Source organism: Ferruginibacter sp. SUN002 (assembly GCF_050611725.1).
GTDB lineage: Bacteria > Bacteroidota > Bacteroidia > Chitinophagales > Chitinophagaceae > Ferruginibacter.
Genome location: NZ_JBODJB010000001.1, coordinates 1,789,566 through 1,813,593, shown reverse-complemented (window position 1 = coordinate 1,813,593; position 24,028 = coordinate 1,789,566). Strand labels below are relative to the sequence as shown.

The following is a 24,028-nucleotide window of genomic DNA, read 5'->3' as shown; positions in this document are numbered from 1 at the left end:
AAGGATTGGAAACTAAGCAAACTTAGTTAATGTTACTAAATATAAAAACTCTTAATTTATTTTGGGGATTAAAAATAATTAAGTCCCATAGCTTCCCTCACCCGGTTCATGGTAGCTTTTGCACTTACCCTTGCTTTTTCTGCCCCTTGCTCCATCACTTTTTGAAGATATGCTTCATCATTCAAGATAGCATTTACCCTACTGCGGATTGGTGCTATAAAGTTAACCATATCTTCCGCCAGTTGCTTTTTCATATCACCATAACGGATTGTACAGCTATTATAATCTGTTTCAAACTTATTGATCACTTCTTCTGTACTTACCAACTTCATCAGGTCAAATATATTCTCAATATAATCTGGCTTAGGCATCCCGGGTTCCGTAGGACCGCTGTCTGTCTTAGCTTTCATTACTTTTTTTCTGATCACTTCATCCTCATCAGCAAGGTATAATGTTGCATTTTGATTTTCACTTTTGCTCATTTTTCCGGTGCCATCCAAACTTGGAACTTTTATCAGGTTATTTCCGTAATTAAACGCAATGGGCTCCGGAAGCACATCTCCATAACGATGATTGAAACGGTTGGCAAAATTCCTGGCCATTTCCAAATGTTGTTCCTGGTCCTTTCCTACCGGCACAAATTTGGCTCTGTGCAGCAAAATATCGGCAGCCTGCAAAACAGGATAAGTTAATAAACCTGCATTTACATTGTCCGGGCTTTGTCTTACTTTATCTTTAAAGGTAGTGGTCTTTTCCAGCTCCCCTTTATAAGCCAGCATATTTAAATAGAGATACAATTCAGATGTTTCATAAATATGGCTTTGACAATACAGGGCCACTTTATCAGGATCCAATCCGCAAGCTATATTTTCTGCCAAAACACGATGTACATTCAATTTCAGTTCTTTTGTATCTGGATGAGTTGTAAGCGAATGCAGATCAGCGACCATAAAATAGCAGTCAAAATCTTCCTGCATACGTACATAATTACGGATAGCACCAAAGTAGTTGCCAAGGTGCAAAAAACCCGTGGGCCTTATCCCACTCATTACTATTTCCTTCTTGTTACTCATAATTGCGGCGAAGATAACAAAAGTCAATAGTCAATAGACAATAGACAATAGAAAAATTAGGTGCCGTTTATATAAAAGCATCTTGTAACTCAGCCTAATCCATTATTTTTGTTTTATGGAAGTAAATGATACAATGGTTGAAAAAATTGCTCATTTGGCAAGACTGAAATACAATGACGCTGAAAAAGCAGCTATTAAAACCGATCTACAGCGAATGATCGAATTCGTTGAAAAACTGAATGAACTGGATACAACAGGTGTAGAACCATTGTTGCACATGAGCGAAAATGTAAATATATTGAGAGAAGATGAAGTAAAAGGCAGCATTGACAGAAAAGAAGCATTGAAAAATGCACCGGTAAAAGATGAAGAGTTTTTTAAAGTACCTAAAGTAATAAAGAAATAAATGTTTAAAAGGTTTAAGACGTTTAAAGTTAGTTTTCAGACTGATGAATACTTTACAAATGTCTTAAACGTTAAACGTTTTAAACGAACAGAATGCAATCAATCATCCATTTAGAAGATATCAAAAAAAGTTATTACCTCGGTAAGAACGAACTCCCGGTTCTCAAAGGCATTAGCTTGGATATTTTTAAAAATGAGTATGTTGCTTTGATGGGTCCGAGCGGTAGTGGTAAAAGTACATTGATGAATATTTTAGGCTGCCTTGATACTGCTACTGCAGGAAAATATGTACTCAACAGCAATGATGTAAGCAGAATGGAGGATAACGATCTGGCTGAAATAAGAAATCAGGAAATTGGTTTTGTTTTTCAACAGTTCAATTTACTACCAAGATTAACAGCAGTAGAAAATGTTGCATTGCCACTTATCTACAGTGGCATTCCTAAAAAAGAAAGAACGGAGAGAGCGTTAGAAACTTTGAAAAAAGTAAAGCTTGAAGATAGGAGCCATCATAAACCAAATGAACTCAGTGGTGGTCAATGCCAAAGAGTTGCAATAGCAAGAGCATTGATCAATAATCCTTCTATCATTCTGGCAGATGAACCAACAGGCAATCTCGATTCTAAAACATCGCATGAGATCATGGACATATTAGGCAAGATTCATGACGATGGAAATACTGTGGTGCTGGTAACACATGAAGAAGACATTGCAGCATTTTCTCACAGAATCATTCGCCTGAGAGACGGGCTGATAGAAAGCGACAACCTTACCAAGCAAGCTAGCAGAGAACATCTTTCAACAGTTTAACCCTTTTTTCAACAATTCTCCCTCCTTGTTTGTTATTGGATAAAATCATCTGTAATTTTCAGCATGGCATTGAAGATATATACCAAAACCGGCGATCTCGGCAAAACAAGTTTAATTGGCGGCACCAAAGTTTCTAAAAGCAATTTAAGAATTGAAGCTTACGGTACAATAGACGAATTAAATTCCCATATTGGACTTGTAGCCGATTATAACGCCGATGAACAAACGAAAAATACTTTAAAAGAAATTCAGGACAGGCTTTTTACGATAGGCTCATCTCTTGCCTGCGATCCAGATAAAGAGCCACTGATGAAAATACCCGATCTTAAAGAAACAGACATTGTTTTTTTAGAAAATGAAATTGACAGAATGAATGAGGTATTACCCACGATGAGATCCTTTATCCTTCCCGGCGGCCATGTAGCAGTATCGGCTACCCATGTAGCAAGGTGTGTGTGCAGACGTGCAGAAAGACTTTGTGTAAGCCTACAAGATCACGAATTATTTGTAGAAGCGTTGGTGATAAAATATATCAATCGCTTAAGCGATTATCTTTTTGTTTTGGCAAGATATACCTCCTTTAAACTGAATGTGCCTGAGGTTATTTGGAAGCCAAGAACTGATTAGTTGATGTGCTGATGCGCTAATTCATTAATGTGAAAATGAATAGTAATTTGATACCCTTTTATCAGCACATCAGCATATCACCAAATTAGCACATCAAATTATCCTCCCATCTTTCATGTGAAGTATCCTATCACTCATCGCCGCTAATTCCTCATTGTGTGTCACAACTAAAAATGTTTGATCGAATTGCTTGCGTAAGTCTATAAAGAGATTGTGTAGTTCTTTAGCATTAGCACTATCTAAATTACCGGTTGGTTCATCTGCCATAATTATCGCCGGATTATTGATCAATGCACGTGCAACTGCTACCCTTTGTTGTTCTCCTCCGGATAATTGCTGGGGTTTATTATCCTTTCTGTTTGTCAACCCCAAATCGCCTAAGAGCTTTAATGCGTATTCTTCCACCTCCTTTTTCTTTCGTCCGGCAATCCACCCGGGAATACAAACATTTTCCAAAGCTGTAAACTCGGGTAATAAGTGGTGGAATTGAAATACGAAGCCGATATGTTTGTTTCTAAAGGCTGCCAGTTTTTTAGCAGAAAGGCTATCCAGTCTTTCATTATTGATAGTAATCTGCCCTTTATCGGCCATGTCCAAGCTCCCTAAAATATGCAATAAAGTACTTTTTCCTGCCCCGGAAGAACCCACAATGCTCACTATTTCGCCTTTGTTGACATCAATATCAACTCCTTGTAAAACAGGCAATAAGCCATAATTCTTATAAATACCGGTTGCAGATAGCATGCGGCTAAAGTAATTAATTATTTAAAACAAAGAACGAATTTAGCGTTAAATACAACCTTTATTTTTATTTCTGCATCTATTAAAATTAGAAGTGTTCAAAAACACATTTGGTAAATTCCACCAAACTTATACATTTGCAAAAAATTAAAACGTATTACTATGTTTTGGACTTTAGAATTAGCGTCACATTTGGAAGATGCCCCTTGGCCGGCAACTAAAGATGAATTGATTGATTTCAGCATCCGTAGCGGAGCTCCAATTGAAGTAATTGAAAACTTACAGGAACTGGAAGATGAAGGCGAAATATATGAAGGACTTGAAGATATTTGGCCTGATTATCCAAGCCAGGAAGATTTCTTTTTCAATGAAGACGAGTATTAGTTAATAGTTACTAGTTAATACTTCCAAAGATTAACAAATAACGATTAACAAATAACTTTATTACCAAATAACATTTAACGAAAATAGGCTATCACATTTAAGCGATAGCCTATTTCTATTAAGGTTGGTTATTAGTAACTTCAACAACTATGAACTATGAACCATGAACTAATAACTATAAACTAATCTATTTTTTCTTCTGACTTTTCGGTGCAAACATTACCAACATTCTTTTACCTTCCATTTTAGGTAATCCTTCCAATGCGCCTACGTCTTTTAATCTATCTGCAAATTTCAACAAAAGTAATTCTCCTCTTTCTTTGAACATGATAGCACGGCCTTTGAATTGTACGTGTGCTTTTACTTTATTGCCATCCTGCAAAAATTTTTCTGCATGTTTACATTTGAATTCAAAATCATGATCATCGGTGTTTGGTGTAAACCTTACTTCTTTAACCTCACTTGTTTTTGATTTTGCTTTTGTTTCTTTCTTCTTCTTTTTTTCGTTGTACAAAAACTTATTGTAGTCAATGATCTTACAAACCGGAGGTGCTGCTCCAGGAGATATCTCTACAAGATCCAGCTCAAGCTCTTTTGCCATATTCAGTGCATCCGGAGTTGGGTAAACACCAGGCTCTACATTATCACCAACTAACCGTACCTCAGGTACTCTGATCATGTGATTGGTACGATGTTCTTGTTGTTGCTCTTTTTTAAAACGAGGGTTAAACGTACCCCTCGGTGGTCTAGGAGGAAATGCCATTAATTAATTTTAGTTAAAAATTTAAGTTTTAAGGAGTCGCTATCTCATTTGAGCAGCCCCTGCAATACAAATATACTTATTTTATTCAAATGCCCTACGGCTCTTTACTTCATCGTTTACCATGTTGATAAATTCATCAACATTAAGTACGCCTATATCGCCTTTGCCTTGTCTGCGAACCGCCACTTTATTCTCATTCATCTCTTTTTCTCCAATTACGAGCATTAAGGGTACTTTGGCCAACTCTGTATCACGTATCTTTTTGCCGATCTTTTCGTTTCTATCATCTATTTCAGCTCTGATATCGGCTTTTTTTAACTCCTGCAATAACCCTTCGCAATGGGGTAAAAACTTATCGCTGATGGGTAATATCTTAACTTGCGTAGGCACTAACCATAATGGAAATTTGCCTGCACAATGCTCTGTTAATACTGCAATGAATCTTTCCATACTTCCAAACGGAGCCCTGTGCAACATTACCGGACGGTGCTTAGCATTATCTTCTCCAATATACGTTAGATCAAATCTTTCCGGTAAATTATAATCTACCTGTATGGTACCCAATTGCCATTTACGACCAATGGCATCTCTTACCATAAAATCTAACTTGGGTCCATAGAATGCAGCTTCACCATATTCAATCACTGTTTTCAAGCCTTTTTCAGCTGAAGCCTCAATGATCGCTTGTTCTGCAAGGTCCCAATTTGCTTCAGTACCAATGTATTTGCTTCTATCTTCTTTACTGCGTAAAGATATCTGTGCCGTATAATTTTCAAATCCTAATGAACCGAAAACATACAATACAAGATCGATCACTTTTTTGAACTCATCTTTTACCTGACTTGGCATACAGAATAAGTGGGCATCGTCCTGGGTAAATCCTCTTACCCTTGTAAGGCCATGTAGCTCCCCATGCTGTTCGTATCTATACACTGTACCAAACTCTGCCAAACGCAAGGGAAGATCTTTGTAACTACGAGGAGATGTTTTATAAATTTCACAATGATGAGGGCAGTTCATTGGTTTTAAAAAAAACTCCTCACCTTCCTGCGGTGTTTTGATTGGTTGAAAACTATCAGCGCCATATTTTTCATAGTGTCCGCTGGTAACATATAAGTTTTTATGACCGATATGTGGAGTAATCACCGGAAGGTAACCGCTTTCGGTTTGCGCTTTTTGTAAGAACTGTTGCAATCTTTCTCTAAGCATAGCGCCTTTCGGCAACCATAAAGGCAAGCCCATACCTACTTTTTCGGAAAATGCAAACAACTCTAATTCTTTACCAAGTTTACGATGGTCTCTTTTCTTTGCCTCTTCCAGCAAAACAAGATATTCATCCAACTCTTTTGTTGAAGGAAATGTTACACCATAAATACGTGTAAGCATTTTATTTTTTTCATCGCCTTTCCAATAAGCGCCGGCTATACTTGTTAGTTTAATCCCTTTAATAAATCCTGTGTTTGGAATATGTGGCCCACGGCAGAGATCGGTAAATTGTCCTTGTGTGTACAAAGTAATGTTGCCATCTTGCAACCCACTAAGCAGATCTAGTTTATATTCATCTCCTTTATCTGTAAATAATTTTACGGCATCTGCCTTTGCAATTTCCTGACGAAGAAATGGATTACTTTGTTTTGCTAATTCCGCCATCTTCACTTCCAGTTTACGTAGGTCTTCTTCAGTGATCTGATTATCGCCAAGATCAACATCATAATAAAAGCCTGTTTCTAACGGAGGACCAACCCAAAATTTCACTCCTTTAAAACTACTTTCAATGGCTTCTGCCATCAAATGTGCAGAAGAATGCCAGAAGGTAGATTTTCCATCCAGATCATTCCAGGTTAGTAATTGAAGAGAAGCATCTTCCATTATTGGCCTGGTTGCATCCCAAACTTCTCCATTAATTTTTGCCGCAAGCACTTTTCTTGCTAACCCTTCGCTGATAGATTTTGCAACATCCATTGCAGAAGAGCCGCTTTCGTACTCCCTAATTGCCCCATCGGGTAATGTAATTTTTATCATTTTTTTCTTAATTCCGTCTTTTGTAAAGAATTGCAAATTTAACGAAGTATTAGCTACGGAAAAATATATCTCGAATATCTTTGTAGTACTGTATTTTCGACTAAAATTTGGGCAACACTATGAAGCGATTTTTACTACTACTGAGTATCTTTTTGGTGAGCATAAAAGGTATTGCACAAAATATCAGCGGGCAATGGAGAGGTTATTTTGATGACAATGGCAACATCAGTCTTTATGCTGAACAAAATACCGAATATGTATTGGAGTTGAATATAAACGGCGAAAAGGTCACAGGCTATTCTTACACGTATTTTCAAGGTCGACAATATTTTGTTATCTGTTCACTTTCAGGTTCATACAATAAAAAAACAAAAAGTGTTATTGTTACAGAAACTGCCCGTCTTAAAGGTAACACACCACCAATGCAGGATTGTTTACAAACTCATGTGCTTACTTATAAAAAAGTAAATGGTAAGGAAGAATTAGCCGGCACATGGAAACCTGCTCCCGGACATGATTGTGGCGTAGGAATGACCACACTTACGAGAAAAACTGTACCTGCATTAGCTTCTTCAACAAAAGAAAAAAAGGGTCGTTCATTATTTTCAGAACCTAAAATAAAACCTAAGCCTCCTAAACCTCCTGTTACAGCAACAAAGCCTCAGGAAACTGTTGTACAAAATGGCTCAAAAACAAAACCTGTTGCCCCGATAGTTAAAGCTCCGGAAAAAACAACTCCTACTGAGAAAGAACCTGTTAAATCTGCAGTTGCAAGCAAAACCGGCGAAGAACCAGTGATTCCCTCAGATCTGGATTACAGAAAAAGAGACAACAATATTTTAAAAACAATAGAAATTGATAACCCTACATTTAAAGTAGAGTTGTATGATAATGGAGATATTGACGGAGATAGCATCTCATTATTTTATAACAGAAAACTATTGTTATCTCACAAAAAACTAAGTACGAGAGCTATTACGCTTAACTTGGCAGTAGATGATACGGATGGCGTTAATGAATTGATCATGTATGCCGAAAACCTTGGTGAGATACCTCCTAATACTGCACTAATGATTGTTACAGATGGCGATAATCGCTATGAAGTAAGGATCACTTCAGATCTTCAAAAAAGCGGGTTGATTCGGTTTGTCCGAAAGCAGAAATAGTTTAATGGTTTAGAAAGTTTGGAAGATTTAGAATTGAACAACATTCAACTAAAATCTCTAAACTCCTAATCATTCTAAACCATCCTTAAAACTTAAAATTCCATGTAACCGCAGGAATGATCGGAAAAAGGCTCACTTGTTTTCCTTGCACTTTTAAAGTTCCATCATAAGGGCTGCCTGTTTGATCGAAGTAAATGAAGTACGGATTTTTTCTGCTATATACATTATAGATACTGAACACCCACTCTGTCTTCCATTTTCTTTTCTCATTCTTTTTAGGTGTGTTAATAGCAGCAAAATCCAGCCTGTGATAAGATGGTAATCTATATTCATTAATTCGGCTATACTCTTGCGTTAGTATACCGTTTACAATATAAAATCTTTGTGGCAATGTGGCTGCATTTCCTGTTCCGTATACAAATGTGCCCGATAGTTTCCATCGTTTGTTCAATTCATACAAAGCAACAATACTCAAATCATTCCTTCTGTCGTATTTAGCAGGATATTTTTCTCCAAAATTAAGCTGAGGAAATTTACGCCATGTCCAACTTAGTGTGTAACCAAGCCATCCGGTAAACTTTCCTTTGGTTTTGTTGACAAACAACTCTGTACCATAACTCCAGCCTTTTCCGAAAACAAAAAATGTTTCCGTATCTTCTAAAGTATTAGGCGTATAACCTTCCTTGTACTCTATCTGATTTTGCATCCTTTTATAATAAACTTCAATCGAAGTTTCATAAGTATTGTCTTTAAAATTTTTGAACAACCCTGCAGCATACAACCAACTGATCTGCGGTTTAACAATATAAGTACTCGGCACCCACAGATCTGTAGGCAATGTACTTCCGGAGTTACTCACCAGATGTATGTATTGAAAATTTCTTGTAACAGATGCTTTAAGCGATGTGGCATCATCTAGAGCATATCGCATTGTGACTCTTGGCTCCAGGCCACCATAGGTCTTTACAGCTTCCCCTGCTTTATATACGGTACTATCAAGCCTGTTACCGTCGGCATCAGTAGCATAAATAGTATGTTTACCAATTTGTTGGAACCAACTATAACGAAGCCCCCCATTAATTTTTATCTTATCGCTAATTTCCCAATCATCTTGCACATAAACAGCTGATTCGTGTGCAAATTTAACCTGAGCATTCTGTGGAGCAAACGTTACAGAATCTTGCTTACCACTAAAAACGGATGGGGTAAAACGATGATATGTATAGATTGCACCGAATTTTACTTTATGCCCTGTAAAGGGATAGAGATCAAAATCCTGTTTGATACTGATATCCCTTATACCCGAAGCCAATTTTATATCAAAACTATTTTGCGAAGCTTTGAAGGCAAAATTATAACTGTTGTAAACAGCTGTTGTATTTCCAAATAATCTTTTATTGAAAACATGGTTCCACCGTAAGGTTCCGGTGGCATTACCCCAGGGTATATTTACATTCAAACTTTGTTTGCCATTTACAAAATCAAATACATCTCTCCCAAAATAACCGCTTAAATACAATCGGTCTTTTGAGCTGAATCGATAATTCAGTTTTGCATTCAGATCGTAGAAATAATATCCGGAACCATAGAATGCACTTGTCTTTTTGATAGCCGGCTTTACCAATGCATCTATGTATGTTCTTCTTCCTGAGATGATGAATGATGCTTTATTTTTTTTGATCGGCCCCTGAATAGAAATACGTGAAGCGATCAATCCGATACCGCCATCTACCTGAAATTTTTTATCATTTCCTTCTTTCATTGAAACATCCAGCACACTCGATAATCGTCCGCCGTATTGAGCAGGCATGCCTCCCTTTATCAGCGAAACATTTTTAATTGCATCTGAATTGAAAATGGAAAAGAATCCGAATAAATGGCCTGTATTGTAAACTGGTGCATCATCCAACATGATCAAATTTTGATCGGGTCCGCCGCCACGTACATAAATACCTGCACTACCTTCACCTGCATTGCGTACACCGGGTAAAAGTTGAATTGTTTTCAACAGATCCACTTCACCCATAAATGCAGGTATAGCTTTAATCTGTTCAATGGGCAAGGATAGTTTTCCCATCTGTGCATCTTTTACATTGGCATCTCTTTTTTTAGAAGACGTAACTACTACTTCAGTCATAGCTCCCTTGATAAGCATATCAAAATTCAACTGCTTATCGCCATCTAACTGCACTGCAATCACTTTCGGTTGAAAACCGGCATAGGTACATATCAAATTATAATTCCCTGCCAGTAATGTTAACGAGTAAAAACCGTATTGATTGGAGGTAATACCTTTTGATTTACCACTTACCGATATGGTAGCACCGATCAGGGTTTCGCCATTTTGTGCATCTTTTATATAACCACTGATGGTGTATTTATTTTGTGCAGCTATGGGCAGGGAAAACAAACAGACAATAAACAGGTACAATATTTTTTTCATAATCAGTATTCCTTACTAGCGTAAATGGCCATTGGATCTTTGAAAGCATCCAATGCCGTCAGTTTTTCATCAATTAATTTTTCTTGTCGCAGTTGTTCTTCTTTATTTTTACCATGTTCCGTAGCATCATCATATTCTTTCTGCATCGTATTACATTTAGCAATTTCCATGCTATAGACATAGTCAAATGAAGGAGAGCCGGGCAATAGTTTATTTTTAGTTACTTTTTCACGTATTTGACGGGCAAATATTTCAGTAATATTAAAATGATATTGTTCATGTTTCAACAGATCATCACGCTGACGTATAACCCATGATTGACTTCTGTCGAAATATGCTCCTATCAGTGTTTTATTTTTATCTACAATTCTGTAAGCGATAAAAGAAAAAGTTACTGCACTCCATTTCACATTTGCGTCCTCTGCCGGGATAGAGCCTCGAAAATCTGTCCAAACAATCGCCTTATCTTTCGCCCAGATAAATATTTTATCATCATCTGTTGAATACTGAGTTGTACCGCATCCTGAAAAGATACCGATCAAAGTCATCAATAAAAAGGATGATAGTATTTTCATTAATAAAAAATTATTCCGCCTTAATGCTATCCATCACTTCTCCGCAATCATGCATAGCCGAACCGTACTTGGCATCTTTTTTACCAAAATACGGATTTACTATTGTAGCAGTAGTACTCAACCAATTTGCACCAAGATCATCAAAAGCCATCGGGCAATTTTGCCAGTATAGGGTCTTTCCTTCGTAATGTATTGTTTTCAGAAACGGATAAATATTCTCTCCCATATTTTTAAAATCTCTACGCATTTCAGCAATATTCGTTTGGGTAAGCATATTTTGAGCATTACCCTTTAGTTCACTTAAAAAGCCGGATGCTGATTCAAAAATGCCAACTGTATCTTTTTTCAATTCTTCTAAACTGATGCTATCTGCCAAAGCGATCATTTGTTTGCAGGAAGCCTTAGCCTTAGCCGTATCCCAGTCAAAAAATGCATATTGCATACCAAAATACGCCGACAATGTAGTATCGATCTTCTGATAAAAAGCATCGCTATGCTTACGAACTTTCAGTGCTTGTTGCTTCGGCACTTCAGGTCCCTTTTCAGTTTTTCTGAATTTAAACCAATACACACCAAATCCAACCAGGCCCAAAGCAAGTATTAATAATATTTTCTTCATATTGTAATTTTTTCACAAAGCTACATTATAACACCGAACCTCGTAAATAGTTTGCCGATTAACTTACTTTTGCAAAAATTACGCTTTATACAATGTTATTAGGATTACAGAATGTTACGTTTGAATTTGGTGCCCGTGCTATTGTGGAAGATGCTACCTGGCATATACAACCCAATGAAAGAATTGCTTTGATAGGTTATAATGGTACAGGAAAATCTACCCTGCTCAAAGTACTTACCCGCCAGTATCTGCCAAGTAAAGGCACAGTTGAACAAGGCAGAGAAACCACTATTGGCTTTTTACATCAGGACCTTTTGAGTTTTGATACCGAAGATTCTATTTTGGAAGTAGCCATGGGTGCATTTGAAAGAGTAAAACAATTGGAAAAAGAAATTGAGGCTATTGGATTAGAGTTAGAGAAAACAGGCGATGAAAACCTTGCCATTGAATATTCTGAGAAATTACATGAACTGGATGTGTTAGGTGGCTATAATATTCACCACAAAACAGAAGAAATTTTACAAGGCCTTGGATTCAGCAATGAAAGCTTAAGTAAACCTTATAAACAATTCAGCGGAGGTTGGCGTATGAGGGTTTTATTAGCAAAGATGATCTTGATGGCACCCGATGTATTGTTGCTGGATGAACCTACGAATCACTTGGATCTACCAAGCATTGAATGGCTCGAAAAATATTTGCAACATTATCAAGGAGCCGTTGTAATGGTTAGCCATGACCGTTATTTTTTAGATAGAATGGTTAATAAAGTGGTAGAACTCTATCAACAAAAATTACATTTTTATACCGGCAACTATTCTTATTACGAAACAGAAAAAGCATTACGTGTAGAAATACAACAAAAAGCTTACGAAAATCAGCAGGATTATATTCGTCAGAATGAACGATTTGTTGAACGCTTCAAAGCAAAAGCCAGCAAGGCTGCTGCCGCACAAAGTATTGTAAAACGTTTAGAGAAATTAGATAGAATTGAGAATGTAGAAATTGAACGTCCGAATATGCGTATCAATTTTATTGTTGATAAACAACCGGGTAGAGTGTTATGTACATTAAAAAATATCAGCAAAAGTTTCGGCGACCTGAAAATAATGGAAAACACTGGTGCTGAAATTGACCGTGGAGATAAGATCGCATTGATTGGTGCTAACGGTAAAGGTAAATCGACATTATTAAGGATAATTGTCGGCAATGAACAATTTACCGGCGACAGAGTTTGGGGACATAATGTAGAAGAATCTTTTTATGCACAGCATCAACTCGAAGCACTGAATATAGAAAATACGGTGCTGGATGAAATGAGAGAAAGCCGAAGCGGCAAAACAGATCTTGAATTAAGAAGTTTATTAGGTTGTTTCTTATTTAGTGGCGATGATGTAGATAAAAGAATTAAAGTATTAAGCGGTGGAGAAAAAGCGAGAGTGGCTTTGGCAAAAACAATTGTCAGCAAAGCCAACTTCTTAATGCTCGATGAACCTACCAACCACTTGGACATTCATTCCGTTGACCTCTTGATCAACGCATTGAACAATTACGAAGGCAGTCTGGTATTTGTAAGTCACGACAGGCATTTTGTAAGTAAAATTGCCAATAAAATATGGGAGATAGAAGACCATAAAATAGTGGAATTCAAAGGTACTTATGCTGAGTGGGAAGAATGGAAAGCAAGAAGAGAGGCCGCAAAAAAGGCTGAAGGCAACGAAAATAAAGGCAAAGAGACCAAGTCTGTTATAAAAGAAGAAGTAAAACCTGTACCGGCACCTACAGAAAAAAACACTTCCATCGACAAAGAACTAAAAAAAGAATATCAAAAAAATAAGAACCGTTTTCAACAGATAGAAGAAAAACTAGCGGTCTTGAATAAACGCAAAGCCGAATTAGAAACTGCAATGGCCGATCCCGGAAACTATGCCAACAAAGAAAAATTTCAACAAACCGAAACAGATTACAAAAACATCTCAACAGAACTATCTTCTTTAAATAAAGAATATGAAATTGTTTTTGAAAAAGTTATGGAATTAGAGGAAAAGTTAAATTAATTATAAGGACGTTCGATTTACGATGCCTTTCGACTTGTATAGTATTTCCTTAAAACGAATACTTCTAAAGCTTAAGAAAATCGTACATCGTACATCGTAAATTACTACTCCTAATTTTCGTAACTTGCCACCAATGAGAAATTTCTGGAAAAAAATAATCATTGAGAACATCCTTGAAGATAAGGATCCAAATCACGGTGCCGAATACTCATCTTTTGAACTTGCCAAAGGATATCGTGAGCTTAAGATCAATGTATTTCGTTGGGTAAAAGATATTATTCTTATTACGGCCGGTATAATATCTGCCGCATTCGGCCTCGAAAGCTTTTTAATACCAAACAGATTTGTAGATGGTGGTGCCACCGGCATTTCATTACTTACACATGAAGTAACCAATATCCCACTTTACATATTAATATTGATCATCAATATTCCCTTTGTCTACCTCGGTTATAAACTCATCAGCAAACAATTTGCTATAAAAACAGCATTGGCTATTACCGGACTAGCAATAGCAGTAGCTTCAATACATTTCAAAACTGTTACGGAAGATAAGTTGCTTGTAGCCGTATTCGGCGGTTTCTTTCTAGGTGCCGGTATCGGACTTTCCGTTAGAGGTGGTGCAGTGATCGATGGCACTGAAGTTTTGGCCATTTACCTGAGTCGCAGGTTTGGTACTACCATTGGTGATATCATCATTGGCATCAATATTTTGGTATTTTCGGTAGCAGCCTATCTCCTTTCTATTGATGCAGCATTGTATTCACTCATTACTTATCTGGCGGCATCCAAAACCCTCGATTTTGTAATTGAAGGTATAGAAGAGTACACCGGTGTAACCATTATATCTTCCCACAACGAAGAAATAAGAGAAATGATCATTGCCGAACTAGGACGAGGTGTTACCGTATACAAAGGCAAAAAAGGCTATGGCAAAAGCGGCGAAACCTCCGAAGTAGATATCGTTTATACCATTATAACCCGTCTGGAGTTGAACAAATTAAACACCGAGATCACTAAAATAGACCCTAACGCATTTGTGGTAATGAGTGCAGTAAAAGATACAAAAGGCGGTATTATTAAGAAAAGAAGACACAAACATTAAGTCAGTTTAGTCCATGGTCTTTAATCCATAGGCCATGGACTAAAAACCATGAACTAAAAACAAAAAACTAAATTCTTTTTTCCTATATTTGCAGCCTCAAAATCAGGTCTGGTAGCTCAGCTGGATAGAGCATCAGCCTTCTAAGCTGAGGGTCATTGGTTCGAATCCAATCCAGATCACGAGATAAAAGTTAAGCCTTGCAAATTGCAGGGCTTTTTTATTTGGGGGCTGTGAGCTTTTGTACAAGTAGCAGCATTGGTTCCGGCTGTTCGCTTATAGCCCTCCTGCGTCGGCTACCGCTTCCATCCGGCAGCCATTCAGCAAGATCTCTTTACTGAACCTTCTAATGGACAACCGTAGTCTTAAAAACTATATTTGTCTGGCATAACACGCTTAAATGTACAATATCATTGACGCCGGAAACTATACAAAAAGGCCAACATTAATACACTAGTTTTTAATCGAATGCATTTTTTGAGAATAATTTGCAATGGCATAAATTTAAGTGTTGGTGGCAATTATAGAAAACCCGAAACTTACAGAGAAAAAAAGACACAAAATTGATATGACAAACGACTTTTTAGACAGTGCGAAAAAACAATTTGAGTATTACAAAATGCTTGGAGAAAAAACTTTTTCGCAACTAACTGACGAACAACTTTTCAGACAATTAAACAAAGAAAGTAATAGTATTGCGACAATTGTAAAGCATTTGTGGGGAAACATGCTTTCTCGTTGGACAGATTTTTTGACAACAGACGGAGAAAAAGAATGGCGACAACGTGATGCTGAATTTGAGAATGACATTGCCGACAGAACTGAACTTTTAGAAAAATGGAATGAAGGTTGGACTTGTTTGTTCAACGCAATAAATCCGTTGACAAAAAATGACTTGGCAAAGGAAATATTCATAAGAAATCAAGGACATACAATAACGGAAGCGATAAACCGACAGCTTGCTCATTATCCATATCATGTTGGACAAATTGTTTTTATCGGAAAATTATTGTGTAACGAAAATTGGACTTCCCTTTCTATTCCAAAAGGAAACTCAAAGGAATACAATGCAGACAAATTTTCTGAACCGAAACATAAACAACATTTTACAGACGAATACATAAACAAAAAAAATAAAACCACATGAGAAAAATAATTTCATTCATGCACATATCCCTCGATGGTTTTGTAGCAGGCCCAAACGGAGAAATGGATTGGATAAAAATCGATCCCGAAATTTTCAATCATGTCGGCAAGCGAATAAGCGAAGGCGATATTTCAATGTATGGACGAGTAACCTATGAATTAATGGAAAGCTACTGGCCTACTGCAGCAGATAAACCAACAGCAACCAAACACGACATCGAACATTCAAAGTGGTATAGCAAAGTGCATAAAGTTGTGCTGTCAAAAACAATGAAAGGTGCAGATCTGACCAACACTACAATCATCAGCGACCATCTTGCAGACAGCATTAATAAAGTAAAAGAAAAGCCCGGAACAGACATCCTGCTCTTTGGTAGCCCCACAGCAACTCATGCATTGATCCAACAAAACCTGATCGACGGCTATTGGTTATTTGTCAACCCAATTATCCTTGGACAAGGTATTCCACTATTCACAAACATCAAAGACAAAATAAAATTAACCCTATTAACAACCCGACAATTCAGTTCTGGAGTAACTGAACTGAATTACACAGTAGATAAATAAAAATGAGCTATAGCAAATATTTAATCTCAACACAAAACTCATTTACATGCAATTCGATTTAAATAGATCCATAGAAATTCTTAGCAGAACACCATTCGTAATAGAAGCTTTATTGAATGGTATAAGCGAAGAATGGCTAATGACCAACGAAGGCGAAAATACCTGGAGCCCCTTTGATATTGTTGGCCATTTAATTCACGGAGAAAGAACCGATTGGATAACCAGAATGGCTATCATTCTTTCTGAAGCAGACAACAAAAGCTTTACCCCTTTCGACAGGTTTGCACAATTCGAAGAAAGCAAAGGAAAAAACATTACTCAACTGCTTGATGAGTTTAAAACAGTACGCAAACAAAATATTGAAATACTGAAATCAAAAAAGATCAATGCAAAAGATCTTACGAAGAAGGGTATACATCCTGCATTTGGCGAAGTTACTCTTGAAGAACTTCTTGCTACATGGACAACACATGACCTCGGGCATATTGCTCAAATTGCAAGGGTAATGGCAAAACAATATACAAATGAAGTTGGCCCTTGGAAACAGTATTTGCCAATACTTGAAAAATAAAGCTTCAAAATTTTTCCGATCACAAATAAAAAAGCCTCGAAATTATTTCGAGGCTTTTTATCTAATTCCATGACCTGATATATCATTTCACTAAAAATGAAGTTTTAAAATTCTCTCTGCCATTTGAAAGCACTAAACGGTAAACTCCTTTATTCAAACTTGTATTGATCGGAACTATTTTATCAATGCCATCATGTGTTAAAGGATAGCTTGCCATCCGTTGCCCGGTATTATTAAATATCCACAGATCGTATTTACCCTTGGGCAGTGTATTCAAACGCAATCCTACAACACCCGTTGCCTGATTAGATAGCACCACTAAATGATCGGCGGGTTTGCTAAGATCAATACGACATATTTTCGAATAGATGACACTGTTATCTATTTTATGCAGCTTAAGTCTGTAATAAACATTTCCTTGTAGCAGATCAAAATCCGATGAAAAATAATTGTGTAATAAATTAGACTTGAGAGAAGCTACTGTTTTTAATGAACTGAAATTGATACCATCGGTAGATCTTTCAATTTCATATGACGCAACATCTTCATCATTTTGAATGCTCCATTTTAATTGCACACTGCTATTAATAACAGAAGCCGATAGGCCGGAAAAATTCACGGGTGCTACAGCCGCAATTTCAAAATCTGCTTTGTAGTTATTGCCCGAGTTTCCATCATAATTTGTTTCAGCACAACCGCCACCACTTGAAGCCCCACTGCATTCGTAATATATCTCCAAAGTATAAAGACCCTGCGTAGTTTGCGTAAGATCGATGTTTTGACCAACAGTCTGCCATTTCTGATCAACTCCATCTGTACATGTACCTCCTCCGCAAAAAGTACCACCACTACAATCGCAGAAAAAATTAAGATTTATTGGTGAGAAAACCGGAGATACCGGCCTTGCTCCTCGAGGATATATTGTGTAACGCAAAACGCCTCCACAAACATTGCCTCCATTCCTAAAAGTCTTTATTTCGGCGCCACCAATCACCAGTGTACCGGAATTTTGTTGAAAAGCACCCAAATCACCACCAAAATTTACACTGCCGATCGAGTTTGGATTGTTCTGTAAAAGTGTACTATAAAATTCAAAAGGATTTGCATTCACCTTCAAATAAATACCCGAGGCCCAAATACCATAGTCGGCTTTAGAAGATTGTATCAAGGTAAAAAAGGTAAAAAGCAATAGTAGATTTTTTCTCATATCAAGTAAATTAAAAGTGTAAAATCAACACTAATATAAAGTATTTTATCATTTACCGAATCTGATTTTTATACACGAAATGTGCGTTACAGTAATAACTATATAAACTTGTACTTTTACCAAAATATACGACCGATGGATGTAAAGATGGAGCCTTCGTGGAAAGAAGCGCTAAAGCATGAATTCACTAAACCCTATTTTTTAGAGATCGTCACTTTTTTGAAAACCGAAAAGCTTGCAGGTAAAACCATTTACCCGCCGGGACCACTTATTTTCAATGCTTTCAATCAAACCCCATTTGATAAAACCAGGGTGGTTATTTTAGGGCAAGACCCCTATCACAATCCGGGTCAGGCGCATGGCTTAAGTTTTTCTGTCCCGAATGGTATTAAACCACCTCCGTCATTGGTGAACATGTATAAAGAAATACAAAAAGACATTGGTGTGGCCATGCCTGCAGCATATGGCAATCTTACCAAATGGGCAGAGCAGGGAGTATTGTTGTTAAATGCAATACTAACGGTAAGGGCTAACGAACCGGCCAGTCATTCAAAAATAGGCTGGATGAATTTTACAGATGCTGTCATTCAAAAAATATCGGATGAAAAAACAGGTGTGGTATTTTTATTATGGGGTAAATTTGCGCAGGAGAAACAAAGTTTGATAGATGAAACAAAGCACCATGTATTAAAAGCAGCTCATCCATCTCCTTTTAGTGCCGATAAAGGCTTTTTCGGCTGCAACCATTTTTCAAAAACCAATGAATATCTTGTTGAGCAAGGGTACCCTCCCATCGACTGGAAATTATTGACTCCTTAAATTTTCAATACAACATGATCAAAAATATATTTGCAAGAATTTGGGCACTGTGGGGACTTCTTACTTTCGTCGCTACTTTTCTTATTATTTTTTTACCATCCATGATCGCTTATGCTATTCCTAACCCCGGCGGGCAGATCTATTTTATTATGGTATCCAGAATATGGATGAATGTATGGTTGTTCTTAGTAGGCTGTCCGGTTAAAATAACAGGACGAGAAAATTTCCAGCCAAACACCTCATACATTGTTGTCTTCAACCACAATGCCCTGCTCGATGTACCTTTATCTGCACCATATGTACCCGGTGCCAACAAAACGATTGCTAAAGCATCTTTTGCCAAAGTACCTTTGTTTGGATTTTTTTACAGCAAAGGAGCCATTTTGGTAAATAGAAAAGATGAATTGAGCAGAAAAAGAAGCTTTGAAGCCATGAAACAGGTATTACTAACAGGTATGCACATGTGCATTTATCCGGAGGGAACCCGTAACAGAACACAAGAACCACTCAAACAATTTTACGATGGTGCATTTAAGTTAGCTATCGATGCCGGAAAAGATATTTTACCTTGTGTTATCAGCGGCACAAAGAAAGCAATGCCAATTGATAAATTCTTTTATCTACTGCCAACAAAATTGAGGATGGATTTTCTTCCTCCCGTTTCATCCAATAACACAACGGTTAAAGATTTAAAAGAAAAAGTATTTGATATAATGAAAACACATTTCATCGCTAAAAATAATTAAGTAAAAAAGCCCCCGACATGTCAGGGGCTTTTTTATGCTCAATATAAATGATCTGGTTATTGTGGCAATAAAACCTTATCGATTACGTAGTACACCCCATTCACGCCTGTTCTATCAAGACTACCTGTTGTAGGTGATATTAAAGCTGAGGCAGGTGGATCACTAAAAGCTGTTCCTCCCGGAGGGAAAGTACCTAAGCCTGAAAATTTCAAACTGCTTACCACAGGGCCTGTAAATGTAGGTTGCACCATCACTCCCGGATGAACCGGTACGCCATTGTTCACAAGCGTTTTTATGAACGACGGAGTAGCAGAAAAATTAACTGAGAATGCTCTTATATTTGGTTGATACGGTGTTTTGGTATCGGTAGTTAATGAAGCTAGTAAATGATAGGCAACTATACCCTTAACCAATTCGGTCGTAACATTATTTGTACCTAAGAAAGCTGGCCCTGCCGCAACCGCACCGTTAGCCTGTGCATTAGCAATGGTTGCATCACCAGTTGCAAGAAATACTTTACCATAAACCAAATTATAAATTAATGCTTTGAATGCATTATCATTTGGTGCTAATACAGTCATATTTGTAGGCGCATAATTCAACAGTGAATCAAATTTTGATAGACCAACCGATCCACTATCTGCACGGGCAACAGCTGCTCTGAAATAGGAAAGTGAAGATTCGCCGGCTATAGTGGTTTTCAATGTTCCGCTTGCAGGAAGCAGCATAGCCGGAATACCATGTATTACACCATTTGAACCCGAAAACAGATCAGGCGCTGTAATAGGAATATTGTTTACATAGTTTACCCCTGTTCTTGCAGATGGAAATAAATTCATTCGGAATGGCACAACAGGATCTAATGGCAATGCCGAAGAGTAAGACTTGTTTGGAAATACTGTAGAGAAATTAGCAACCGGTTGTTTGGTTACCATGATATGATACAACACAATACTTGTAAGTGTACTCTTAAAAGCCGGATTCTTTAATGCACCTTCATACACCGCATCCGGAGAACCTCCCGGAATAGAGAACAATGCACCTAATACAGTTTTTATAGCCGTATTACTCGGCGCATAGACTGTATATGCTCCAGGCTGACTAAAAATTGCAGCATGCAATCCGGTAGCTTTTAAAGCCGTATCAAACAATGAATAATTGGCATCACCATCTAGATAAGCTGCCATTGTAATTCCTGTTGGAGGAACTACAGGGGGCGTTGTTAATTCCGCAAAACTTTCCAGGTCTTTATTACACGAAGTTAAAATCGCTGATACCGCTACTATCGGTACAAGAAGGATCTTAAAATTCATTTTTAGAGATTTCATTTTATAATAATTTAAATGATTTAATTTTTTTTTCAGATAACAGCCTATTAATAAATATTGTAACCAAAACTTACATAGTACAATCCACCGATCTGTGAGTTACCGATCGCATTGTAATAGTATTGATTCAATAAATTATTAGCTCCTAATTTCAATACAGATTTTGTTGATGGGAATTTGTAACTGATCTGAGCATCCAGCGTTTGTACAGCAGGCAAATTACCATTGCCAAAATCTCCTTGATAGAAGTAAGCATCCTGCCATCTGTAAGCCACATTAAATCCATAACGTTTGCTCGGTCCGAAAGCTGTATTTCCAATAGATACATTTGCTTTATATTTTGGCGCATTGAAGTATGCTACAAAATTTGCCGGCACATCTTTCAGAATATCTGAAGCAATATTAAAACCAAGCGTAAAGTTTTTTGGTAATCTGTAATCAACACTCAACCCAAACCCATAAGTTTTTACTTTGTCGGTAGTGTTGATCGGTAAAGAATATTTCATCCCTGTTGTAGTATCTGCCAATGTAACAGCACTGTTTGTTTTACTTTGAACTACAATATATCTTCCAAGAAAATCTTTATACTGACCAAAATAGCCATACGCATCTAACAATAATTTACCTTGAGACAGCAATCCTTTATAGCCAAGTTCAAAAGACGAAAGCGATTCAGGCTTAACTTGTTTTAAAGTAAACGGCGTTAAATTTCCTTTACGCATTGCTTCATAATCGTATAACGGATTAGTATCAAAATGGAAGATATCAATGAACGCTTTGTTACTACCTATCAATCTTGTATCGGTACCAATAGGCAAACTGATCCATTGCATTTGGTTTGAAGGAAAGCGATAAGCTGTTTGAAATGACAACCTTACATTATTATCTTTTGCTACTTTGTAAACTGCAGTAGCTCTTGGAGTAAAACGTCCTTCAAAATTTTCATTCTTATCATATCTGCCTGAAAGGGTAAGTTTCAAACGATCAATCACTTGTCTTGTTGCCTGTGCATAAAACCCAAATTCGCTTATTCCTATCGTCCCTGCGGTATCTGCAAACAAAGTTCCTTGAGAATTTAAAACATATTCTTTATAGTTAGCCCCAATAATAATATCAGCCACTTTACTTGTAACAGAAGATAAATCATAAGACCCCTCAATATTATAAAGGTCAGATCTGTCTAACAACATACCACCAAGGGGTACAGGCTTACCTGCTACCGTATTATAAGCATTTCTGAAAGCTGCCGTTCCTGCAACCGGTCTGCCCACATCGGCTGCTGCTCTTGCATTATTATGCGCTGTCATAACAGGCACAAATGAAAGTAGGTCTGATGTAAATTTATAAACGTATGAAGGATACCAAAGTTCAGAAGGCTTCCAGCTTTCGTTGAATAACTGAGTTGTAACAGTTGCATTGAAAGTATTACCGGCATTTTCCTGAGTAGTATAAGCTCTTAACATCCATTTTTTGTGATTGAATTCAAGTTTATACTGTCCCATTTTAAAATCTCTGATATTATATCTCGATGCACCTGTATAAATTGTATTTCCTGTTCCCCAGTATCCCGTAAGTGATGCTTCGATCTTAGGTGTAAGTTTATAATGGAAAGCACCCCCAACTTTAAAATTAACTGTATTAGGATTTACTACTTCTTTTTCAGTATAACCTGTACGTGATACAAACATTGGTTTTGTTATATCAACACCAAGTCCCGTTAGTACTGCACCACCGTTAGTTAACTGTATCAAACTCGGCATAATATCTATAGATGTTTCATCACCAAAAACACTTACGCCATCATAATTAGGATCGGTCGTTCTTGAACCTGCTTTAACATCGCCATAATATCCTGCAGTTCTGTTGTAATTTCTGTAATCAGAACCCAACCAGTCTTTAGCCTGAATCAACTCCGCATTTATTTTAAAAGCAAATTTATCCGATACTTTTTTTGCCCATCTTAAATTCCAGTTGTAATAAGGAGAAATATCTCTTTGTTTGCCATCGGTATGCATTGCGCCGGTTTTAACAAGAAATGAAAGGCCCTGATATTTAAAAGGATTCTTACTTGTCATTAATAATGTACCATTCATACCACCGGGGCCATACAATGCAGAAGACGCTCCGGATAACAGTTCAATATTATCAACATCCAGCTCACTTAAACCAATGATAGCACCCACCGAAAAATTCAAACCCGGTGCCTGATTATCCATTCCATCCACCAATTGATTGAAACGAACGTTACCACTCGAATTAAAACCTCTTGTGGTAGGCGTTTTAAATGTTAAAGAAGAGGTAGAGACATCAACGCCTTTTAAAGTTGTTACAACATCATAAAAGTTAGCAACCGGCGAATTTCTGATAGCAGATGCATTCACCCTTTCAACAGAAACAGGCGATTCCAGAATTTTTTGCGGTACTCTTGACGCTGAGACTACAACTTCCTGACCTAATGCAGCGGAAGGTTTAAAGGCTATATCAACAAGTTGAGAAGCATCATTCACTGTTATTTCCTGTAATTCATACCCAATGGATGAGAATAATAATGTAACAGGAAATTTTTGAGTTGTAGTTAATTTGAAATTACCCTTATCATCCGTAAATGTACCATCTGAACCACCTTTGACTGTCACAGATACGGCAGCGGCATTTTCATTAGTTACGCTGTTCTTTATTTTACCTATTATGGTATTGGTTTGCGCAAAAGCCGCAATCGATAAAAACTGGGCTAAAAACAAAGCCAGCAAATAGCTTGCATTTTTTCTCATATTAAGCATCGTTTTAATTTTAAATTTACAGCAAAATAAGGATTGTTACCTTCTTTCAAAAATTTTATTTCTAACCTATTGTTGACATT

Annotated in this window: 22 protein-coding genes and 1 tRNA gene; 13 read left to right on the top strand and 10 right to left on the bottom strand. The window is 37.1% G+C overall.

Annotated elements, in window-relative coordinates; all coding sequences use genetic code 11:
• Window positions 1-68: 68 nt before the first annotated feature.
• A complete protein-coding gene (gene trpS, locus ACQ33O_RS08130) occupies window positions 69-1,073 on the bottom strand; it encodes a tryptophan--tRNA ligase (RefSeq protein ID WP_430995073.1) in 1,005 nt (334 codons plus the stop codon).
• 115 nt (window positions 1,074-1,188) lie between these two features.
• Between trpS and gatC the strand changes: the two genes are divergently transcribed.
• The 3 genes from gatC to ACQ33O_RS08115 all read left to right on the top strand — a co-directional run bounded on the left by gatC (window position 1,189) and on the right by ACQ33O_RS08115 (window position 2,915).
• A complete protein-coding gene (gatC, locus tag ACQ33O_RS08125; RefSeq protein ID WP_430995072.1) occupies window positions 1,189-1,479 on the top strand; it encodes an Asp-tRNA(Asn)/Glu-tRNA(Gln) amidotransferase subunit GatC in 291 nt (96 codons plus the stop codon).
• 92 nt (window positions 1,480-1,571) lie between these two features.
• Window positions 1,572-2,288: an ABC transporter ATP-binding protein gene (locus ACQ33O_RS08120; protein ID WP_430995071.1), complete on the top strand. Its 717-nt coding sequence runs from the start codon at window positions 1,572-1,574 to the stop codon at window positions 2,286-2,288.
• A gap of 63 nt (window positions 2,289-2,351) precedes the next feature.
• A complete protein-coding gene (locus tag ACQ33O_RS08115) occupies window positions 2,352-2,915 on the top strand; it encodes a cob(I)yrinic acid a,c-diamide adenosyltransferase (protein WP_430995070.1) in 564 nt (187 codons plus the stop codon).
• Between the two features lie 93 nt (window positions 2,916-3,008).
• On the opposite strand, the gene ACQ33O_RS08110 is transcribed toward ACQ33O_RS08115, so the two are convergent.
• Entirely contained in the window at window positions 3,009-3,659 is a 651-nt protein-coding gene (locus ACQ33O_RS08110) for an ABC transporter ATP-binding protein (protein ID WP_430995069.1), read from the bottom strand.
• Between the two features lie 159 nt (window positions 3,660-3,818).
• Here ACQ33O_RS08110 and ACQ33O_RS08105 point away from each other — a divergent pair, with 159 nt between their 5' ends.
• Window positions 3,819-4,040 carry a DUF2795 domain-containing protein gene (locus ACQ33O_RS08105; RefSeq protein ID WP_229759905.1) on the top strand — a complete coding sequence of 74 codons (222 nt, stop codon included), beginning with the start codon at window positions 3,819-3,821 and terminating at the stop codon, window positions 4,038-4,040.
• A gap of 187 nt (window positions 4,041-4,227) precedes the next feature.
• On the opposite strand, the gene infC is transcribed toward ACQ33O_RS08105, so the two are convergent.
• A complete protein-coding gene (infC, locus tag ACQ33O_RS08100) occupies window positions 4,228-4,803 on the bottom strand; it encodes a translation initiation factor IF-3 (protein ID WP_430995068.1) in 576 nt (191 codons plus the stop codon).
• Window positions 4,804-4,884: 81 nt separating this feature from the next.
• The gene (gene thrS, locus ACQ33O_RS08095) at window positions 4,885-6,825 is read right to left on the bottom strand and encodes a threonine--tRNA ligase (RefSeq protein ID WP_430995067.1); all 1,941 of its coding nucleotides are present in this window, start codon (window positions 6,823-6,825) and stop codon (window positions 4,885-4,887) included.
• A gap of 119 nt (window positions 6,826-6,944) precedes the next feature.
• Here thrS and ACQ33O_RS08090 point away from each other — a divergent pair, with 119 nt between their 5' ends.
• Complete coding sequence (locus tag ACQ33O_RS08090; protein WP_430995066.1) at window positions 6,945-7,991, top strand: hypothetical protein; 1,047 nt, start codon at window positions 6,945-6,947, stop codon at window positions 7,989-7,991.
• Between the two features lie 85 nt (window positions 7,992-8,076).
• Here the strand turns inward: ACQ33O_RS08090 and ACQ33O_RS08085 are convergent, their stop codons facing one another.
• From ACQ33O_RS08085 to ACQ33O_RS08075, 3 genes are read right to left on the bottom strand one after another with little or no spacing between them, the layout of a single operon-like run.
• On the bottom strand, window positions 8,077-10,434 hold the full coding sequence (locus ACQ33O_RS08085; protein ID WP_430995065.1) for a TonB-dependent receptor: 2,358 nt from the start codon (window positions 10,432-10,434) through the stop codon (window positions 8,077-8,079).
• A 2-nt stretch (window positions 10,435-10,436) separates the two neighbouring features.
• The gene (locus ACQ33O_RS08080) at window positions 10,437-11,009 is read right to left on the bottom strand and encodes a hypothetical protein (RefSeq protein ID WP_430995064.1); all 573 of its coding nucleotides are present in this window, start codon (window positions 11,007-11,009) and stop codon (window positions 10,437-10,439) included.
• A gap of 10 nt (window positions 11,010-11,019) precedes the next feature.
• Complete coding sequence (locus tag ACQ33O_RS08075; protein WP_430995063.1) at window positions 11,020-11,628, bottom strand: DUF3347 domain-containing protein; 609 nt, start codon at window positions 11,626-11,628, stop codon at window positions 11,020-11,022.
• Window positions 11,629-11,720: 92 nt separating this feature from the next.
• Between ACQ33O_RS08075 and abc-f the strand changes: the two genes are divergently transcribed.
• The 6 genes from abc-f (at window position 11,721) to ACQ33O_RS08045 (ending at window position 17,068) form a co-directional block, all read left to right on the top strand.
• The gene (abc-f, locus tag ACQ33O_RS08070) at window positions 11,721-13,682 is read left to right on the top strand and encodes a ribosomal protection-like ABC-F family protein (protein ID WP_430995062.1); all 1,962 of its coding nucleotides are present in this window, start codon (window positions 11,721-11,723) and stop codon (window positions 13,680-13,682) included.
• Window positions 13,683-13,815: 133 nt separating this feature from the next.
• Window positions 13,816-14,787: a YitT family protein gene (locus ACQ33O_RS08065; RefSeq protein WP_430995061.1), complete on the top strand. Its 972-nt coding sequence runs from the start codon at window positions 13,816-13,818 to the stop codon at window positions 14,785-14,787.
• Between the two features lie 105 nt (window positions 14,788-14,892).
• Window positions 14,893-14,966, top strand: a tRNA-Arg gene (locus tag ACQ33O_RS08060).
• 386 nt (window positions 14,967-15,352) lie between these two features.
• Window positions 15,353-15,931 carry a DUF1572 domain-containing protein gene (locus ACQ33O_RS08055; RefSeq protein WP_430995060.1) on the top strand — a complete coding sequence of 193 codons (579 nt, stop codon included), beginning with the start codon at window positions 15,353-15,355 and terminating at the stop codon, window positions 15,929-15,931.
• Window positions 15,928-16,497 (top strand): dihydrofolate reductase family protein, encoded by a 570-nt coding sequence (locus ACQ33O_RS08050; RefSeq protein WP_430995059.1) that lies wholly within the window; start codon window positions 15,928-15,930, stop codon window positions 16,495-16,497. Before ACQ33O_RS08055 ends, ACQ33O_RS08050 begins: the two co-directional genes overlap by 4 nt.
• A gap of 46 nt (window positions 16,498-16,543) precedes the next feature.
• Complete coding sequence (locus ACQ33O_RS08045; protein WP_430995058.1) at window positions 16,544-17,068, top strand: DinB family protein; 525 nt, start codon at window positions 16,544-16,546, stop codon at window positions 17,066-17,068.
• An 82-nt stretch (window positions 17,069-17,150) separates the two neighbouring features.
• Here ACQ33O_RS08045 and ACQ33O_RS08040 read toward each other — a convergent pair whose 3' ends face one another.
• Complete coding sequence (locus ACQ33O_RS08040) at window positions 17,151-18,275, bottom strand: hypothetical protein (protein ID WP_430995057.1); 1,125 nt, start codon at window positions 18,273-18,275, stop codon at window positions 17,151-17,153.
• A 135-nt stretch (window positions 18,276-18,410) separates the two neighbouring features.
• Between ACQ33O_RS08040 and ung the strand changes: the two genes are divergently transcribed.
• Both ung and ACQ33O_RS08030 read left to right on the top strand, forming a co-directional pair.
• Window positions 18,411-19,094 carry a uracil-DNA glycosylase gene (gene ung / locus ACQ33O_RS08035; RefSeq protein WP_430995056.1) on the top strand — a complete coding sequence of 228 codons (684 nt, stop codon included), beginning with the start codon at window positions 18,411-18,413 and terminating at the stop codon, window positions 19,092-19,094.
• Window positions 19,095-19,108: 14 nt separating this feature from the next.
• Window positions 19,109-19,840, top strand: a complete 732-nt coding sequence (locus ACQ33O_RS08030; protein ID WP_430995055.1) for a lysophospholipid acyltransferase family protein — start codon at window positions 19,109-19,111, stop codon at window positions 19,838-19,840.
• 56 nt (window positions 19,841-19,896) lie between these two features.
• On the opposite strand, the gene ACQ33O_RS08025 is transcribed toward ACQ33O_RS08030, so the two are convergent.
• Together ACQ33O_RS08025 and ACQ33O_RS08020 are read right to left on the bottom strand one after the other, a co-directional pair.
• A complete protein-coding gene (locus tag ACQ33O_RS08025; RefSeq protein ID WP_430995054.1) occupies window positions 19,897-21,168 on the bottom strand; it encodes a fasciclin domain-containing protein in 1,272 nt (423 codons plus the stop codon).
• A 47-nt stretch (window positions 21,169-21,215) separates the two neighbouring features.
• A complete protein-coding gene (locus tag ACQ33O_RS08020) occupies window positions 21,216-23,939 on the bottom strand; it encodes a TonB-dependent receptor (protein WP_430995053.1) in 2,724 nt (907 codons plus the stop codon).
• Window positions 23,940-24,028 lie beyond the last annotated feature (89 nt).